This is a genomic window from Sulfuriferula nivalis, from assembly GCF_009937995.1.
Classification (GTDB): Bacteria; Pseudomonadota; Gammaproteobacteria; order Burkholderiales; family Sulfuriferulaceae; genus Sulfuriferula; species Sulfuriferula nivalis.
This window is the reverse complement of the sequence record NZ_AP021881.1, coordinates 1,673,927-1,690,797: the sequence shown is the minus strand read 5'-3', so window position 1 is coordinate 1,690,797 and position 16,871 is coordinate 1,673,927. Positions and strand designations below refer to the sequence as shown.

Genomic DNA, 16,871 nt, shown 5'->3' with positions numbered 1-16,871 from the left:
AGGAGATTTGCACATGATAATTCAGCCCAGCTTACCTATTTCAACAATAACTAATAAATTTTCGCCATTACAACAAAAAGAGCTTACACGCAGCTCTACAAGTTCTACTGACACGATTACTATTTCACAAGAAGCGAGAAACGCTCTATCCTCTGCACTCTCAGCTTCATCAAATTCAGGAATCACGGCAGACCCAGAACTTGCAAAATTAGATGCCAAAGTAAGCACGAATGGCAATACTAGCAACCTAACGGCTGATGAGCTTGATTATTATCAAAAGGCACATGGTTTTGTTAATACGATGGCAAGTTTAATCCCATCAGAAAGAGCTTTGTATGACAAGATGGTAGCCAGTGGTAATGTAGCAGCTGCTGCAGGCATGGGTGACATTGCTTTCACGAGGACAACTTTAGGTCATATGGCATCCACGCAAGATGGTGCCACTTATGATCCAACAAATATGGCCATTACGCCCAACAATATAATCAAATATTTTAGCCAATCATCCAACGATCCTACTGGCAATACTCAATCCCAGTTTCAAGCCTTGATTCAATACCTACAAAACAACCCAACCATTTCATAAACGCTAATTCGTTCAAATCTCAATTTTTTGTATCATCCCATGTTTAAGCGTATATTTGCCTTGATGATCAAAGAATTTCAGGCCTTGTTGAAAGATAAGCGCAGCCGTTTTGTTCTGATTATTCCACCACTGGTACAGCTCATGGTATTTGGCTATGCGGCGACTTTCGATCTCAAACACGTACCTTACGCCGTATTTAATGAAGATACAGGTGCAATATCACGCGACATGATCGCAGCTTTTCATGGCTCACCCAGTTTTCATGAGACCATGCAAATTAATCACAATAGTGAAATCGCTCCATTGCTGGATAGTAAAGGGGCGTTGTTAATCATACACATCGGACCACGCTTCAGTGCCGACATGCTTAGCGGACGGCCAGCACCTGTACAGTTTCTGGTAGATGGACGCAATTCCAATACTGCATTACTGATAGTCAATTATGCACAGGAGATAGTAAATCGATTTAATAATGACTGGGTCACGAATAATGGCGGTGCCCCACCTGCCCATATAGTCACGCGAGCCTGGTTCAACCCTAATCTGGAAAGTCGCTGGTTTTTCCTGCCAGGTATTGTTGGTTTGCTAACGTTGCTGGTAACCATACTGGTAACCGCACTCTCGGTTGCTCGTGAACGTGAACAAGGTACATTTGATCAACTGCTGGTAACACCGCTGCATCCTGCAGAAATTCTTATCGGTAAAGCCTTACCAGGATTTTTAATCGGCATAGTGGAAGCCAGCCTGATCGTGCTGGTAACAGTACTCTGGTTCAAAGTACCGTTGTTGGGCAGTTTGTTAACTCTTTACACGGGTGTATTGTTATTCCTGCTTTCGGCAGTCGGTATCGGTTTAATGATTTCCTCACTTGCCGTCACCCAGCAACAAGGCATGCTAGGTGCATTTTTCTTTATGGTGCCGGCTATTATCTTGTCGGGATTCGCCACCCCCATCAGGAACATGCCGCAACTGGTGCAATACTTAACTTTACTGAATCCTATGCGCTATTTTCTTGTGGTGCTGCGTGGCGTCTTCCTTGAGGGAACGCCGTTTCATTTGCTCATTCCCCAACTCTGGCCACTGGCACTGATAGGTTTAGTGACATTAGTAATCGCGGGCTGGTTATTCCGCCATCGCATGTATTAAATCGCGTTTTTTTGCAGTAAATCCACCCGTATTGGCATGAAAAAGTTCGCGCCTGTGGCCGTCATGTGTTTTTCAAATTCAGCTTTTACCGCATCATGCAAGACAGGTGATAACGCATGATGTGTATGGGTGACTTTGATGACCTTTGCCTCAAACTGGGAGAAATCATCAAAATGCATAGGGGTTTTAAAGAATTTTTGTGTCACCAAATGCATTAAATTGGATGAGACTGCGCGCTCAACTGTGGCAAATGCAGCGGCTCTGACTTGTTGTTCATCATGAAACAGTCGCAACACCTCATTGAATTCACCCGCATAAATCGGTTCGGAAATATAAGCCAATCCACCTGGCTTGAGCACCCGATGAACTTCAGCAAGCGCCAGATCCATTTTATCCACGGGTACGTGATGCAGAGATTTAAACATCAATACTATGTCCATACTGGCATCTGCTGCGGGTATATTTTCAGCACAACCCAGTTCAAAACAAACATTAGGCAAATCAGTTGTTGTCAGATTCTGCGCATGCTGAATCGCATCAACTTCGAGCGCCAGTATCGCAGCCACTTTACCCGCCTTTGCAATAGCACGCGTCTTTTCTGCCTTACCACAACCTAGCTCGATAATATTTGCCTGTGCTAATGGTAATAACTGTTCATAAATTTCTTGTTCATCGCAGATTAAATCTATATCGGGTATGGCTATTTGCATGCTTACAACTTTCTAAATTAGAGGACTTTTACTACACGTTTAATAGCAACATCGTCAGAGCTGGTGCTGATACTGAACCCCAAGCGTTCAACCAAGGCAAGCATCGCGTGATTGGTGCCCATTACCTCACCTTCCATCTGCTTTAATCCCTTACTGACAGCAACTTGCATCAAACTGTTCATTAATTTAAGGCCTATACCTTTATGTTGCCATTCGTCAGCAATGACCAGTGCGAACTCACAACTATCTCCATCAGGATTGGTGATGTAGCGACACACGCCTAACTCGATTTCCTTGTCGTCTTGTTCAAGTACCGCGATTAATGCCATTTCACGGTCATAATCAATTTGTGTAAATCTGACCAGCATATTCTGCGTAAGTTCTTGCAGTGTATCCATGAAACGAAAATATCTGGCTTCCTCCGACAATCCGCGCACGAATATTTGTTCCAGCTCGGCATCTTCCGGGCTGATAGGTCGAATAACAATATCTGCGCCATCCGGCAACTGCCAATGACTGATGAGATGTGTGGGATAAGGGTGTATCGCCATATGTGCATATCGATGAGCAGATGGCGCAGGGAAATTGACAACTATGCGCGCATCTACTGCGATGACACCATTTTCATCGACTATTAACGGATTAATATCCATTTCCTTAATCCAGGGCAATTCACATACCATTTCCGATACACGTAGCAGCACGCCTTCCAGCGCATCCATATCTATCGGAGGCATGTGGCGGAATGCACCTAATAGCTTGGCAACACGGGTACGGGCTATCATATCGCGCACCAGATAACTATTCAGCGGTGGTAACGCAACCGCTCGGTCACCCAGCACCTCGACCATAATACCGCCAGCGCTAAAAGTAATGACAGGACCAAACACGGGATCGGTGGTTACACCCAGCATCAATTCACGACCATTGGGCTTAACTGCCATAGGCTCGATCACCACACCATCAATTCTGGCATTCGGCCTGTTAAGCTGTACTGCCTGAATAATCTCGTGATAAGCAGCTCTGACTGCTTCGGCATTACCCAGATTCAGGCGTATGCCACCTGAATCTGACTTATGCGAAATATCCGGCGAGTTGATTTTCATCACCACTGGCAAGCCCAACTCCTCTGCCAGCATTAATGCCTCATTGGGTGAACGGGCAATCACGGTCTTCGCTATGGGGATTTGGAATGCCGCAAGTATGGCCTTGGATTCCATTTCATTAAGCACCGTACGATGTTCTGCCAGCGCACCTTCTATCAGTAAACGTGCGCCCTCAACATCCGATGCCCGATGTTGTGCAAGCGGCCCCGGTGTTTGCATGAGCAGCTTCTGGTTCTGGTAATAAGCCGCAATAAAGGACAAAATCTCAACTGCAGGCTCTGGCGTTCGGAAGCTAGGGATTTTTGCCTGAGTGAATGCCAGTCGACTTGCTGCTACTTGTCCTTCTCCCATCCAGCAGGCAACTAAAGGCTTGTTAAATTGCTTAGCGACGGCTATCACTGCTTCAGCTGCTTGCAGCGGGTGGGTCATAGCTTGTGGCGTCAATATCGTCAGCACGCCATCTACACCAGGGTCTTGCATACATAACGTGACAGCATCACGATAGCGTTCTGCTGTTGCATCACCGATGATATCGACGGGGTTGCCATGTGACCAGGTTGCAGGCAAAACCGCATTCAGCTGTTCTATCGTTTCAGCAGTCAAGGTCGCTATATTAACGCCCAGATCTGCGGCTCGGTCGCTGGCCATCACGCCGGGTCCACCACCATTAGTCACAATAGCAAGTCGATTACCTGTTGGATGAAAGCGTGTTGATAATGCTTTGGCGGCGGAGAATAACTGCACGATAGTGTCTACACGAACGACACCAGCCCTGCGCAATGCTGCGTCAAATACGTCATCCGCCCCCACCAATGCACCAGTATGGGAAAAAGCAGCCTTGGATCCTGCTTCGTGGCGCCCTACTTTTACCAGAATAACGGGTTTAAACCGGCTGGCCGCGCGCAGTGCGCTCATGAAACTACGAGAATGATGTATACCCTCGATATACAGTAAGATACTTTCGGTTTGTGTATCCGATACCAGATAGTCCAGTATTTCGCCAAAATCCACATCTGCGGTCGCGCCCATGGAAATGATGCTGGAGAAACCCACGTCGTTAGGCTGCGCCCAATCCAGTATGGCCGTACACAGTGCCCCTGACTGAGAAATCAGCGCCAGCTTGCCTGCTTTTGCACCGCCATTACTAAAAGTCGCATTCAGCCCAACCGAAGGCCGCATAATGCCGAGACAGTTTGGTCCAATCAAACGCACGCCATAACGACGGGCATTTTCCACGACTGCACGCTCTAGTGCGATACCTTCTGGCCCTGCTTCGCTAAAGCCTGCCGACAATATCACCGCTGCACGCACGCCCTGTTTGCCACAGGCCTCAATAATGGCGGGTATTGCCCCCGCTTTGGTAGCAATAACCGCCAAATCCACAGCCTCACCGATCTCTTCTATACTGACATAGGCGCGCTGCCCCTGAATTTCTAGATAGCCTGGATTAATTGGGTAGAGATTGCCTTGAAAACCGCTTTCCAGCATGTTTTTAAACACCACGCCCCCAACCGACTCTATACGGTTACTCGCGCCTATAACGGCAACTGAACGCGGTGAAAAAAGAGGACTCAGATAATGTTGACCCATGAGGATACCTATGACTATGCAATTGGGATTGACCATGTACACAAAGCGTACAATTTCTTATCTTCAATATAGCTGATTTGTATGACGAATTCTGCATTCGGGAATTTTTTATGCTTAAATATTAAAAACAATCAGGAAAGTACTCATGCAAACTGCATACATTAGCCACCCTTCTTGCCACAAGCACGATATGGGCAATGACCATCCTGAGTCACCTGCCAGATTGTCCGCCATTGAAGACCAGCTGATTGCTTCTGGCATTTTTTCGTTTCTGCAACAACATGATGCCCCGCGCGTAACGCATGAGCAGTTAGCACGTGTCCACGCAGAAAACTACATACGTAGCATAGAAGCCGCAGCACCTAAACAGGGGTTGATACACCTCGATCCAGATACTGCAATGAATCCTTATACGCTTGAAGCGGCCTTACGCGCTGCTGGTGCAGCCGTATTAGCAACGGATCTGGTAATGACAGGACAAGTTGAAAATGCATTTTGCAATATTCGCCCACCTGGCCATCATGCGACACACAACGCATCCATGGGATTCTGTATTTTTAACAATATCGCGGTCGCTGCCGCCCATGCGCTAGCGCAGTATGGGCTCGAGCGCGTTGCTATCGTCGATTTTGATGTACACCATGGCAATGGTACTGAAGACATTTTCAAGGATGATAATCGCGTGATGCTATGTTCGACTTTCCAGCATCCGTTCTATCCTTATAGCGGTGCTGATAGCAGTAATGAGCACATTATCAATGTGCCACTCCCTGCTCGCAGTGACGCTCAGGCATTTCGAGATGCGGTGACGACACATTGGCTACCTAAACTGGACATGTTTAAGCCACAAATGATCTTTATTTCAGCAGGGTTTGATGCACATCGGGAAGATGATATGGCTAACATGGGTCTGGTCGAGGCTGATTACACCTGGGTCACGCAACAGATAAAAGCAGTGGCCACCAAACACGCACAAAAGCGCATCGTTTCAGTGTTGGAAGGCGGCTATGCTCTGCACGCCTTAGGTCGAAGCGCTACGGCGCACATACGGGTTTTGTGCGATTTATAGAGGCCTTTGCACGATTACTGCACTTGTTCATATTTCGTTGGAAATCAGCTCAAAATGCTCATGTACTACTTGTACACTCCGCTTTTTCGCTGATTTCCGCCTCATCTGAACTGCGCTCGCTACATCGTGCAAAGGTCTCTTATAAGTTAAAGTTAGCGAGCACGCCAGTTGTGTACTGCCGGCTCAAGCCCACTCAATGTTGGTATATGCTGCACACCCGTACTTAATTTAGCTTTAGGCACGCCCTGTCCTCCCACCCAAATAGTTGCTTTAGCTGGAAGCAGTTGATGCAACTCTGCCAAACTTTGCAAACACTGATTTTTAGGGAATGCGGTGTTGAACGACAGGCATAACACATCCGCTTGATGCGCACGCATTGCCGCATTGATTTCATAAACGGGTATTTGCGCCCCTAGGTTTATACAGGTCGCTCCCGCCAGTGTGAGCATCGCTTCCGCCATTAATAAACCTAAAATATGCTGTTCACCAGGTAAAGTTGTCAGCAATATTTTCGGAGGCATTAATGCACTTGAGAGCTGGTTAATTGTTGCTCGTAGTATGGCCTGAACTTGTTCTGAATAGGCATGCTCTTCAAAAATCGCTAACTGTCCTTGCATCCAGGCATCGCCCACCTGTGTATTCATTATGCTAAGACTGTCAGTGACAAAACGTGCCAATCCTTGTTCTATCAATAAATTACGCAGATATTGATGTATCTCGGAAATTTGATGTGTTTTCAGTAAACGTACAATTTCGATTTCGGTACTGTTGGTCGCATTGCTTGCCGTGTCTAAATTTAACATAGCGCCCAGTGTCGCAATGTCTAAATGCATAATTTTGCCTGGGCGATGACCCTGGTGCATCAAACGCTGGACCAGACGAATTTTATCTAAATCACTTGGCGCATAAACCCGCTCCCCGTTTTCATCACGCTCAGGGGCTGGAAAACCGTAACGACGCTCCCAGACACGCAAAGTGTCTTTTCCTAGTCCAGTATCCCGTTCAATTGCCGCAATATTGATATTTTTTTGCATATTATATTATTTGTCCTAGACAAATATTGACAGTATTCATAAATTGCCTTATTTTTAACACATATTTAACAACTTGACCAAGACAAATTATGAATAATATATTAATTGCTATGGCTATAATGTCAATAATCTATAGCTTACCAAGTGCAGCAGCACCAACTTGTCCAGCAATACTGGATCATCGGGTGAATACATTACTGGAACAACCTGCCGATTTATGTAGCTATGCAGGGAAAGTCGTGATGGTAGTTAATACTGCAAGTTATTGTGGTAATACACACCAGTATGCAGGACTGGAAGCCTTATACCACAAAGAAAAAGCTAATGGATTAGTCATACTAGGTTTTCCTTCAAATGATTTTGGATCTCAGGAGCCTGGAAGTAATAAAGAAATAGCAAAGTTTTGTCGGCTGACATACGGTGTGGAATTTCCTATGTTTGAAAAAACCGAGGTGACTGCAAGCAGTGCTAATCCACTCTTTAAACAGCTCATTGCTGCTACAGGTCATGCGCCACAATGGAATTTTCATAAATACTTAATCAGCCGCGATGGCAAAACAATTTTATCGTTTGAAAACACGGTAGATCCAGCCGATCCGGTGTTAGTTAAACAGATACAACAAATGCTCGCACAAAAGCCATGAAATCTATCGCCGTTATAGGCTCGGGCATTGCGGGTTTGTCGGCAGCCTGGCTGCTTGCCAAACACCATCACGTCACCCTGTATGAAGCTGATGACCGATTGGGTGGGCATAGTCACAGCGTGGAAGTGACACTGGAAGGAAAAACCGCAGCCGTTGACACCGGTTTTCTGGTTTGTAATGACCGCACCTATCCGAATTTGTTGAATTTGTTTGCCATGCTGGAAATACCACTCACAGCCAGTGATATGTCATTTAGCGTGCAAATTGCTGATGATGAACTGGCTTGGGCAGGTACATCTATCGCAACTTTGTTTGCTGATAAACGAAATTTAGTGCGTCCCCGTTTCTGGTTAATGATCAAAGATATATTACGCTTTAACCGTGAAGCACGGCGCTTGCTAGAAGACAAGCTTAACCAGAATACGTTAGAAGAGTTTCTAGTTCACAACAACTACAGCACGGCGTTCAGGGATTGGTATTTGCTGCCCATGGCAGCAGCGATATGGTCATGCCCTACTCAACAAATGCTGGACTTTCCTGCTCGTTCTTTTATTCATTTCTTTGATCAGCATGGTTTACTGCAAATCACTAATCGACCTCAATGGTTAACTATCAATGGTGGATCACGCAACTATGTGCAACGCATAGCCGATTGTCTTCCGCGTATTTGTTTATCACAAGCGGTCAGCAGCATCACTCGCACTGCTACTGGTGTGCAAGTCACCAGCAGCGCTGGAACACGAGATTTTGATGAAGTTGTATTAGCGACACACAGTGATCAGAGTCTGGCCATGCTCAGTGATTTCAGCGCAGATGAATCACGCATACTAAGTGCCATCAAATATCAGCCAAATAAAGCCATACTGCATACCGACAGCAGCATTTTGCCTGCAAGATCTATGTGGTCAGCGTGGAATTTTCACACTAAAAATGCGGCACCTGGACAATCCCCAGTCAGCGTCACTTACCTGATTAACCAGCTCCAGCCTCTGCCTTTTCAAACACCGGTCATGGTGACGCTCAATCCCGATGTTGAAATTGCGGCTGATAAAATTATTCGTAGTTTTGATTATGCCCACCCTGTATTTGATCAGGCAGCCATTACGGCACAAACTCAACTATCTCAAATTCAAGGCAAGAACCATACTTGGTTTTGTGGCGCATGGACAGGGTTTGGCTTTCATGAAGACGGCCTGAAATCAGGCATGGCAGTTGCGCAAAGTTTAGGTGCAAGCATTCCATGGGTAGTTAGTTCATGAAGCCCGAGGTTGTCATAGGGCACATCATGCACTACCGACATTATCCGGTAGCGCATCAATTTACTTATCCTACTTATTTTCTACGGTTTTCTATCGATGATATTGCCAATTTGAGCAATCGCTGGTTATCGATAGACAGGTGGAACCTGTTCAGCTTCCATAACCGTGATCACGGTAAACATGATGGCAGCAGTTTAGCTATCTGGATACGCCAGTTACTCGCTGATAACGGCATCACAACGGCGAATGGTGACATTGTTTTACACACTTATCCTCGCATACTCGGGTACGTTTTTAATCCTGTCAGCTTCTGGTTTTGTCATGACCAGGATGGTGATGTGAGAGCCATTTTATGTGAAGTAAATAACACCTTTAACGAGCATCATAGTTATCTACTCAGTCATCTCGACCAACGCCCCATCGTTGAACATGAGTGGCTGCAATGCCACAAGCAGTTTCATGTATCCCCATTTTTTGCAGTGGCAGGTGAATACCAGTTCAGATTTCGATGGAAGGATGAAAACTGCGTATTCCAAATCAATCATCACCTCAATGAGGAAAAAATGCTCAGCACCACTCTCTCAGGAGTTAAGTGCGATTTAACCTCCAACAGATTGATTAAATTGTTTTTTAGTCAGGCATGGATGACGCTGGCAGTCATCATCCGTATTCATCTTCAGGCCTGGCATTTATGGCGTAAAGGCGCGAAATTTCACCCTAAGCCCCAACCACCGAATGAGGAAATAAGTCGATGAGCAGCCCCAGTATAAGTTTAATACCACCCAAAATTGATAAATTGCCACGTGCAGGACGTATCTTCGTCAAATTATTAACGGGGATACAAACAGGATATTTGACTTTGCACGCACCCGAAGGCTGGCATATGAGTTTTGGTGACCCACATCATTCATTACATGCCAATTTACATATCTATGACTGGGATGTATGCAATGAAATTCTGGCCAGTAGTGATATTGGCCTAGGTGAAACCTATATTGCTGGTCGTTGGTTTAGCCATGATATTCCTGCACTGATAGCTATCGCCATTCATAATCGCGACAGTCTGGCCAAAGTCATGCGCGGTAGCCTGTTAAGCCTGCTGGCTTACCAAATCAAACATAAATTGCGCACTAATACCAAGTCCGGCAGCCGTAAAAACATACTTGCTCACTATGATTTAGGTAACGATTTCTATCAATTATGGCTAGATCCAAGCATGACCTATTCTGCTGCATTGTTTGAGAATGACTCACAACGTAGCTTGATTGATGCCCAACAGGCGAAATATCAACGCATATTTGATCAACTCGAATGCAAGGCGAGCCAATCGATATTGGAAATCGGTTGTGGTTGGGGTGGATTTGCTGAAATGGCTGCAAACAACAACTGTGTCGTTCACGGCGTGACGCTGTCGCCCAGTCAATTAGGCTTTGCTCTAAATCGCACTGCTCATTATCACGAAACGGTGCGGCCGAATTTAAGCCTTACCGACTATCGTGATATACAAGGCCAATATGATCATATTGTTTCCATAGAAATGTTTGAAGCCGTTGGCGAGCGCTATTGGACTAGTTACTTCAAAACGGTTAAGCGCTTGTTGCGCCCTGATGGCAGCGCGGTAATACAAACCATTACGATAGATGACGCGCTGTTTAGCAGTTATCGTCGTAGCACTGATTTTATTCAGCAGTATGTGTTTCCCGGCGGCATGTTGCCATCCATCAGCTTATTCAAAAAACTGGCGATGAAATCAGGATTAAAAGTCATCGATGCCTATCCATTTGGGCAGGACTATGCAGAAACCCTTAAGCGCTGGCGTGTGCAATTCCACCAGACTTGGGAGCAAGCGCAGAAGCTCGGTTTTGATCAGCGTTTTTATCGACTATGGGATTTTTATCTGGCCTATTGCGAAGCTGGATTCACCGCAGGCTCGACCAATGTTTATCAAATTAAACTCATCCACGCGGATCAATAAATGAATACGCTAAAACTATGGTTAACAGGGAGTTTGGCTATGTTGTTATCAAGTTGTTCCAGCGCACCTATACAAAGCTATCAGGATGAAAAGCCCGTATTAGACGTTAGTCAGTACTTTATGGGCACGATAGATGGGTATGGCATGTTTCAGGACAGATCCGGCAAAGTCGTCAAGCGCTTTCATGTTGTTATCAACGCACATTGGGATAATAACATCGGCACATTAGATGAGCATTTTACCTGGTCTGACAATACCACCAGCCAGCGCATCTGGACCATTACTAAATTTGACGCTCATCATTACCAAGGTACGGCTGCAGATGTAGTCGATGCAGCACAAGGCACTGCTTACGGTAATGCCTTGCAATGGCGTTATGTATTGCAATTGCCCGTTGATGGCAAAGTTTATAATGTAAATATCGACGACTGGATGTATCAAATCGACGAAAGCTCGCTCATGAATCGCTCTAAAATGAGCAAATTTGGTTTTCACTTAGGCGATATCACCCTTTATTTTAAAAAGCGTAGCGCATGAGCTTAAACGCTAAAATTCGTAATTGGGATGATAAGGTAGTGTGGATTACTGGTGCATCCTCAGGTATAGGGGCTGCATTAGCACAGCAGTTTATAAGCTTGGGGGCGCGTGTGATTGTCAGTTCTCGCCACCTCGATACTATGCCACATGCGTATGTCATTGCCTGCGACACAACCAACGTGGACAGCTTAAATCATGCTGCAGCAGAGATACGCCGAATATACGGTCAGCTTGACCTCATCATTGCCAATGCAGGCAATCACACGCCCATGCACGCCGATAGTATTGATATGGCTGCGGCCACAGCGCTTATTAATACCAATTTCACTGGCACAGTAAATACAGTTGCGACTGCGTTACCCATACTCAAAATCGGTGGTGGTATTGCAGTCGTAGCTAGTGTTGCAGGGTATCGTGGTTTACCCACAGGGCTTATCTATGGTGCGACCAAAGCTGCGTTGATTAACTTTACAGAAACCCTGTATCTGGATTTAGTACCTAAAGGTTATAGCGTTTACCTGATTAACCCAGGCTTTGTAAAAACACCGCTCACCGATAAAAATGCATTTGCCATGCCTGCCCTGATCACTGCTGATGCAGCTGCCTCCGCAATTATCACAGGAATGGAACACGGGGATTTTGAGATTCATTTCCCTAAAAAATTTACCCGCATCATGAAACTGCTACGATACCTGCCCTACCGCGTCTATTTTTGGCTTATCCATAAAGGAACAGGATTATGAACTTAGATGCACTCATACATTATTATGAAAATCTGACATTGGTTGATGTTGAAGACATGGGCAATTATTATGCAGATGATGCCTATTTTCGTGACCCATTTAACGAAGTTAATCAACTCAGCGACATACAGGGCATATTCAGGAAAATGTATCAACAAGTTGATGAGCCCAGTTTCCAGATTTTGGAGCGCTATATCAGCGACAATGGCGTAAGCCTGACATGGAATTTTAACTTCCGACTCAAAACCCCAGGCAAACCCCTGAAATCCATACATGGATTAACCCTGCTGCATTTTAATGATGCAGGCAAAGTGACTTACCATCGTGATTGCTGGGATGCTGCACATGAGCTATATGAGCAGCTACCAGGTATAGGGTTGCTGTTTGGTTTCATGCGAAAAATAATAGGCCATTAAAAAGCCCCAACGCATAAACTTGAGATTATCGGGACAAAACCTAGAGCGTATTAGCTGTAAAAATAGCTGCATAATGATAGGGTGGCAGCTCAACCAGCCTATCCAACTTATAGCCTGCCGATAGTAAAACTGCAGAAGTTTGGGTTACGGACATGCGTAATTCCGTTTTGGGGCCTCGTGGTTGCCCTAAGACTGGTGTTTGCTCACGTGGCATATCGTGCCAGTTGATAATGGCAAATTGACCTGCAGGAGATAGCACCTGTGCAATCTGTTGGCATAGTCCAATTTGATCGGGCACGCCATGAAAGGTATTGGCCATCAACACATAGTCCATTTTATGTGGAATCAATTGACTTAATGCCATCGCATCACCCAATATCCAGTCACAATTAACTAATTCTGCACAATGAACTCGAGCCAAAGCGAGCATAGTTGCATCCAAATCATATCCAATAACGTGTGCAGGTTGAATGTGACGTGCTATCGCGGCAGTAAAGTAACCATCACCACACGCCAAATCGAGAACTGACATCTCATGCGTTATACCAATATCATGGATTACCGCATCAGGATTAGGCCATAAGGCATGCCACCAGTCGGCATCTGGCATGGCAGTAGCAGGAAAAATTGTATTATGCATATCCGCCTAAGCCACAAATTCCAACGCATTATCATCAGGATCACGGCAAAAAAGCGCTGCTCGCCCCGATTGACTCATAGTGTAGTGGATACCTGCTGCATCCAAACGGCTTGCCAACAATGCCACATCAGTTACAGTAAAAGCGGCATGTCTGTCACGCCCGCCATGCGCTGGCCGTGTTAAACCCTGCTCTGGGTTAGGTAAGCACATCAAGTGGATTTGTGTGTCACCAATGTCATACCAAACGCCTGTAAAGCTCATTTCTGGACGGCTGGGATTAGGTATCAGATCCAATATGCCTTCGTAAAACCCACGTGCACGGGGTAAGTCAGCAACTATCAGAGACACATGACGCAATGCCTGCACTAAACTCATAAAGATTCTTTCTGTTCTAATTGACCTGAAAATAGGCTGGCTATCATTATCATGGCAGCACCTACCCATTCACGGGCATTGAGAGACTCACTGGTAAACCAGTACACCGTTGTAGCCGAGACAACGAGCTCGAATAATAAAATTACGATAGCCCGATTTGCAGCAACATGCATCAGCCCATATTGTATGCATAACGTGATCCCTATCATAGCGAGTCCAATAATAAACAGTAACAGCCATACCGATGATGTGTATTGATCCCACGCGCTAAAAGCATGACCCTGTAGCAGAATCAAAGGCAGCGCTACGATTACCCCGCCTATCCAGATACCGATGGATTTGGCTTGTATGCTGATGGCACTGGATTTTTTTACCGTGACATTCGTTAACGCGAAACTTATTCCGGCAGACAACCCCATCCATTCTGCCAGATTAGCCGGCAGCGGCAGACGCCCATCTGCCTGCCACATCATCAATAATACACCCATGAATGAAAAACCCACAACAACATAGCCGATACGTTGTAATTTTTCACCCAGAATGAGTCTTGAAAAAATAATTGTCCATAGTGGAGCCAGGTAAAACAACAATGTTACGCGCATGACTTCACCATTGATGACTGCATACACATAAGCCGTGTTCGTCCAGCCTGAGCAGATGACGATAGCCAGCCATAACCATTTGGCATTAACAACGGTACGCAAGTGTTTGAAATAAAATGGCAAGCCTATAGTCAACGCCATGCCGTAGGTGATGAAGCTGGCCATCAACGACGACACCCCCATCTCACTCAGCCAGCGATACGGATACCAAATTGAACCCCATAAACTCGCGCTAATTAATAAGGCAATTATGGGTAGTGCTGCGTTTTTGTGGGCGGTGTGCATTATAATGTTGGTTTTTCCAGTTGCGTTTCGTGCGATGAATCCGTATCTCAGCAGTTTACAGCCTTATCCATTCCAAAAATTGCGCGAATTGTTTGCGGGAGTAATTCCCTCACCTGCACACAGCGCGATTAATCTGTCCATAGGCGAACCCAAACATGCAACTCCTGAGTTCATCAAAACCGCGCTGATCAACAACCTGGATGGTCTGGCCAGTTACCCGCTTACTGCAGGTTTGCCCGTTCTACGCAAATCAATTGCGAATTGGATAGCGCGCCGCTATGGTATCCCAATACCCAATGTAGACACACAAATATTGCCAGTGAATGGCAGTCGTGAAGCGCTTTTTGCCTTTGCACAAACCATCATAGATCCATGTTTTGCCGAGCCTGTTGTTATTTCACCGAATCCGTTTTATCAGATTTACGAAGGTGCAGCTTTATTAGCAGGCGCGCAGCCCTATTTCTTACCGACTACGCCCGAAAACAACTATCAAATGGACTTCGGCAGCGTGCCGGAAACCATACTGACACGCACGCAATTAGTGTATGTATGCTCGCCTGGCAACCCCACAGGTAAAGTTATGAGTCTGGACGAATGGCGCGCACTATTTGCGCTGTCTGACCGTTATGGCTTTGTAATTGCAGCTGATGAATGTTATTCCGAAATTTATTTTGACGAAGCACATCCACCACTGGGCGCATTACAAGCTGCTCAAGAATTTGGACGCGGAGATTATAAAAATCTGGTCGTATTTTCCAGCTTATCCAAACGCTCCAATGTGCCGGGCATGCGTTCGGGATTCGTCGCAGGTGACGCCAGCATCATTGCCAAATTCACGCTCTATCGCACTTATCACGGCTCCGCTATGTCACCCAGCATACAGCTGGCCAGCGTTGCCGCCTGGGATGATGAAGCACACGTAGTGGAAAATCGCCGTCTCTATGCAGAAAAATTTGCCGCCGTGCAGCCTGTGCTCAATAGCGTAATGCCAGCCGCAATGCCTGATGCCGCATTTTACCTGTGGGTACGCGTGCCGAATGGCGATGATGAGGCATTTGCACGTCAGCTTTATTCAGATTATCACGTCACCGTCTTACCTGGTTCCTTCCTTGCCCGCGATGCCGATGGCAGCAACCCGGGCAAAGGCTTTATCCGTATCGCATTAGTCGCCCCGCTCGCTGAATGTGTAGCAGCGGCTGAACGTATTCAACAATTAACTCTTCAACTTACTCATTAAAAGGAAACAGAATGTCTGATATTCAACAACTGATCGAAGAAGCATTTGAACGCCGTGCTGACATCAACCCCAAGAATGCTGAACCTAAGCTAAAGGATGCAATTGCACACGTGCTGGAAGAACTAGATAAAGGTCGTTTACGTGTAGCCAGCAAAGAAAACGGTGTATGGGTTACCCATCAATGGCTGAAAAAAGCCGTGTTGCTGTCATTCCGTCTGGAAGATAACTTCTTCATCAAAGGCGGTTTCACCAACTACTTCGACAAAGTACCATCCAAATTTGCGGATTACAACAGCCGTGATTTCCGTGAAGGCGGTTTCCGTGTTGTACCACCTGCAGCAGCTCGTCGTGGTTCATACATCGGCAAAAATGTCGTATTGATGCCTTCCTACATCAACATCGGCGCTTACGTCGATGAAGGCACCATGGTTGATACCTGGGCTACCGTCGGTTCATGCGCACAAATCGGTAAAAACGTACACCTGTCAGGCGGCGTAGGTATCGGTGGTGTATTGGAGCCAGTGCAAGCCAACCCTACCATCATCGGTGACAACTGCTTCATCGGTGCACGTTCTGAAGTGGTTGAAGGTGTTATCGTAGAAGACAACGTCGTTATCTCCATGGGTGTGTACATTGGTCAAAGCACCAAAATCTACGACCGTGAAACAGGTGAGGTAACTTATGGTCGCGTACCAGCGGGTTCAGTTGTGGTCAGTGGTAACTTGCCATCAAAAGACGGCAGCTACAGCTTGTACTGTGCAGTAATCGTGAAAAAAGTAGACGAAAAAACGCGTAGCAAAGTGGGTATCAACGAGTTATTGCGCGGGATTTAAGCTTAAGCGCATGCATGCTGATTGTAATTGGCATGTATGCCTTAACTTAAGACCATTAGTTTCAATGTCATTAACCAAATCCCA

Annotated in this window: 18 protein-coding genes; 12 read left to right on the top strand and 6 right to left on the bottom strand. The window is 45.9% G+C overall.

Features of this window, described 5'->3' with window-relative positions; genetic code table 11:
- The first annotated feature begins 13 nt into the window (after positions 1-13).
- Positions 14-586 (top strand): hypothetical protein, encoded by a 573-nt coding sequence (locus SFSGTM_RS08345; protein WP_162084756.1) that lies wholly within the window; start codon positions 14-16, stop codon positions 584-586.
- Positions 587-625: 39 nt separating this feature from the next.
- Positions 626-1,732 (top strand): ABC transporter permease, encoded by a 1,107-nt coding sequence (locus SFSGTM_RS08340; RefSeq protein ID WP_162084755.1) that lies wholly within the window; start codon positions 626-628, stop codon positions 1,730-1,732.
- Here SFSGTM_RS08340 and SFSGTM_RS08335 read toward each other — a convergent pair.
- Together SFSGTM_RS08335 and SFSGTM_RS08330 are read right to left on the bottom strand one after the other, a co-directional pair.
- The gene (locus tag SFSGTM_RS08335) at positions 1,729-2,442 is read right to left on the bottom strand and encodes a class I SAM-dependent methyltransferase (RefSeq protein ID WP_162084754.1); all 714 of its coding nucleotides are present in this window, start codon (positions 2,440-2,442) and stop codon (positions 1,729-1,731) included. The two genes, SFSGTM_RS08340 and SFSGTM_RS08335, sit on opposite strands and share 4 nt — an antisense overlap.
- A gap of 17 nt (positions 2,443-2,459) precedes the next feature.
- On the bottom strand, positions 2,460-5,138 hold the full coding sequence (locus tag SFSGTM_RS08330; RefSeq protein ID WP_162084753.1) for a bifunctional acetate--CoA ligase family protein/GNAT family N-acetyltransferase: 2,679 nt from the start codon (positions 5,136-5,138) through the stop codon (positions 2,460-2,462).
- Positions 5,139-5,283: 145 nt separating this feature from the next.
- Here SFSGTM_RS08330 and SFSGTM_RS08325 point away from each other — a divergent pair, with 145 nt between their 5' ends.
- Entirely contained in the window at positions 5,284-6,207 is a 924-nt protein-coding gene (locus tag SFSGTM_RS08325; RefSeq protein WP_162084752.1) for a histone deacetylase family protein, read from the top strand.
- A 152-nt stretch (positions 6,208-6,359) separates the two neighbouring features.
- On the opposite strand, the gene SFSGTM_RS08320 is transcribed toward SFSGTM_RS08325, so the two are convergent.
- Complete coding sequence (locus SFSGTM_RS08320) at positions 6,360-7,241, bottom strand: MerR family transcriptional regulator (protein ID WP_162084751.1); 882 nt, start codon at positions 7,239-7,241, stop codon at positions 6,360-6,362.
- An 89-nt stretch (positions 7,242-7,330) separates the two neighbouring features.
- Here SFSGTM_RS08320 and SFSGTM_RS08315 point away from each other — a divergent pair, with 89 nt between their 5' ends.
- The 7 genes from SFSGTM_RS08315 to SFSGTM_RS08285 are packed head-to-tail and all read left to right on the top strand — an operon-like array spanning position 7,331 to position 12,815.
- On the top strand, positions 7,331-7,885 hold the full coding sequence (locus tag SFSGTM_RS08315; protein WP_162084750.1) for a glutathione peroxidase: 555 nt from the start codon (positions 7,331-7,333) through the stop codon (positions 7,883-7,885).
- A complete protein-coding gene (locus tag SFSGTM_RS08310; protein WP_162084749.1) occupies positions 7,882-9,144 on the top strand; it encodes an NAD(P)/FAD-dependent oxidoreductase in 1,263 nt (420 codons plus the stop codon). Before SFSGTM_RS08315 ends, SFSGTM_RS08310 begins: the two co-directional genes overlap by 4 nt.
- Entirely contained in the window at positions 9,141-9,899 is a 759-nt protein-coding gene (locus tag SFSGTM_RS08305; RefSeq protein ID WP_162084748.1) for a DUF1365 domain-containing protein, read from the top strand. Before SFSGTM_RS08310 ends, SFSGTM_RS08305 begins: the two co-directional genes overlap by 4 nt.
- Positions 9,896-11,119: an SAM-dependent methyltransferase gene (locus SFSGTM_RS08300; RefSeq protein ID WP_162084747.1), complete on the top strand. Its 1,224-nt coding sequence runs from the start codon at positions 9,896-9,898 to the stop codon at positions 11,117-11,119. The genes SFSGTM_RS08305 and SFSGTM_RS08300 overlap by 4 nt, the downstream gene beginning before the upstream one ends.
- The gene (locus SFSGTM_RS08295) at positions 11,120-11,656 is read left to right on the top strand and encodes a DUF3833 domain-containing protein (RefSeq protein ID WP_198420636.1); all 537 of its coding nucleotides are present in this window, start codon (positions 11,120-11,122) and stop codon (positions 11,654-11,656) included. It begins immediately after the preceding gene.
- Positions 11,653-12,399, top strand: coding sequence for an SDR family NAD(P)-dependent oxidoreductase (locus tag SFSGTM_RS08290; protein ID WP_162084746.1), 747 nt, complete (start codon positions 11,653-11,655; stop codon positions 12,397-12,399). The genes SFSGTM_RS08295 and SFSGTM_RS08290 overlap by 4 nt, the downstream gene beginning before the upstream one ends.
- Entirely contained in the window at positions 12,396-12,815 is a 420-nt protein-coding gene (locus tag SFSGTM_RS08285; RefSeq protein WP_162084745.1) for a nuclear transport factor 2 family protein, read from the top strand. The genes SFSGTM_RS08290 and SFSGTM_RS08285 overlap by 4 nt, the downstream gene beginning before the upstream one ends.
- A 40-nt stretch (positions 12,816-12,855) precedes the next feature.
- Here the strand turns inward: SFSGTM_RS08285 and SFSGTM_RS08280 are convergent, their stop codons facing one another.
- From SFSGTM_RS08280 to SFSGTM_RS08270, 3 genes are read right to left on the bottom strand one after another with little or no spacing between them, the layout of a single operon-like run.
- Positions 12,856-13,455, bottom strand: coding sequence for a class I SAM-dependent methyltransferase (locus tag SFSGTM_RS08280; protein ID WP_198420635.1), 600 nt, complete (start codon positions 13,453-13,455; stop codon positions 12,856-12,858).
- A 6-nt stretch (positions 13,456-13,461) separates the two neighbouring features.
- Complete coding sequence (locus SFSGTM_RS08275; protein ID WP_162084744.1) at positions 13,462-13,830, bottom strand: VOC family protein; 369 nt, start codon at positions 13,828-13,830, stop codon at positions 13,462-13,464.
- Positions 13,827-14,717, bottom strand: coding sequence for a DMT family transporter (locus tag SFSGTM_RS08270; protein WP_162084743.1), 891 nt, complete (start codon positions 14,715-14,717; stop codon positions 13,827-13,829). Before SFSGTM_RS08270 ends, SFSGTM_RS08275 begins: the two co-directional genes overlap by 4 nt.
- Positions 14,718-14,751: 34 nt before the next feature.
- Between SFSGTM_RS08270 and dapC the strand changes: the two genes are divergently transcribed.
- Positions 14,752-15,954 (top strand): succinyldiaminopimelate transaminase, encoded by a 1,203-nt coding sequence (dapC, locus tag SFSGTM_RS08265; protein ID WP_162086253.1) that lies wholly within the window; start codon positions 14,752-14,754, stop codon positions 15,952-15,954.
- A gap of 11 nt (positions 15,955-15,965) precedes the next feature.
- On the top strand, positions 15,966-16,787 hold the full coding sequence (gene dapD / locus SFSGTM_RS08260; RefSeq protein ID WP_162084742.1) for a 2,3,4,5-tetrahydropyridine-2,6-dicarboxylate N-succinyltransferase: 822 nt from the start codon (positions 15,966-15,968) through the stop codon (positions 16,785-16,787).
- Positions 16,788-16,871 lie beyond the last annotated feature (84 nt).

Coding starts and splice junctions, on each gene's coding strand:
- SFSGTM_RS08345 (WP_162084756.1), top strand. CDS start 14: ATGATAATTCAGCCCAGCTTACCTATTTCAACAATAACTAATAAATTT.
- SFSGTM_RS08340 (WP_162084755.1), top strand. CDS start 626: ATGTTTAAGCGTATATTTGCCTTGATGATCAAAGAATTTCAGGCCTTG.
- SFSGTM_RS08335 (WP_162084754.1), bottom strand. CDS start 2,442: ATGCAAATAGCCATACCCGATATAGATTTAATCTGCGATGAACAAGAA.
- SFSGTM_RS08330 (WP_162084753.1), bottom strand. CDS start 5,138: ATGGGTCAACATTATCTGAGTCCTCTTTTTTCACCGCGTTCAGTTGCC.
- SFSGTM_RS08325 (WP_162084752.1), top strand. CDS start 5,284: ATGCAAACTGCATACATTAGCCACCCTTCTTGCCACAAGCACGATATG.
- SFSGTM_RS08320 (WP_162084751.1), bottom strand. CDS start 7,241: ATGCAAAAAAATATCAATATTGCGGCAATTGAACGGGATACTGGACTA.
- SFSGTM_RS08315 (WP_162084750.1), top strand. CDS start 7,331: ATGAATAATATATTAATTGCTATGGCTATAATGTCAATAATCTATAGC.
- SFSGTM_RS08310 (WP_162084749.1), top strand. CDS start 7,882: ATGAAATCTATCGCCGTTATAGGCTCGGGCATTGCGGGTTTGTCGGCA.
- SFSGTM_RS08305 (WP_162084748.1), top strand. CDS start 9,141: ATGAAGCCCGAGGTTGTCATAGGGCACATCATGCACTACCGACATTAT.
- SFSGTM_RS08300 (WP_162084747.1), top strand. CDS start 9,896: ATGAGCAGCCCCAGTATAAGTTTAATACCACCCAAAATTGATAAATTG.
- SFSGTM_RS08295 (WP_198420636.1), top strand. CDS start 11,120: ATGAATACGCTAAAACTATGGTTAACAGGGAGTTTGGCTATGTTGTTA.
- SFSGTM_RS08290 (WP_162084746.1), top strand. CDS start 11,653: ATGAGCTTAAACGCTAAAATTCGTAATTGGGATGATAAGGTAGTGTGG.
- SFSGTM_RS08285 (WP_162084745.1), top strand. CDS start 12,396: ATGAACTTAGATGCACTCATACATTATTATGAAAATCTGACATTGGTT.
- SFSGTM_RS08280 (WP_198420635.1), bottom strand. CDS start 13,455: ATGCATAATACAATTTTTCCTGCTACTGCCATGCCAGATGCCGACTGG.
- SFSGTM_RS08275 (WP_162084744.1), bottom strand. CDS start 13,830: ATGAGTTTAGTGCAGGCATTGCGTCATGTGTCTCTGATAGTTGCTGAC.
- SFSGTM_RS08270 (WP_162084743.1), bottom strand. CDS start 14,717: ATGCACACCGCCCACAAAAACGCAGCACTACCCATAATTGCCTTATTA.
- dapC (WP_162086253.1), top strand. CDS start 14,752: ATGAATCCGTATCTCAGCAGTTTACAGCCTTATCCATTCCAAAAATTG.
- dapD (WP_162084742.1), top strand. CDS start 15,966: ATGTCTGATATTCAACAACTGATCGAAGAAGCATTTGAACGCCGTGCT.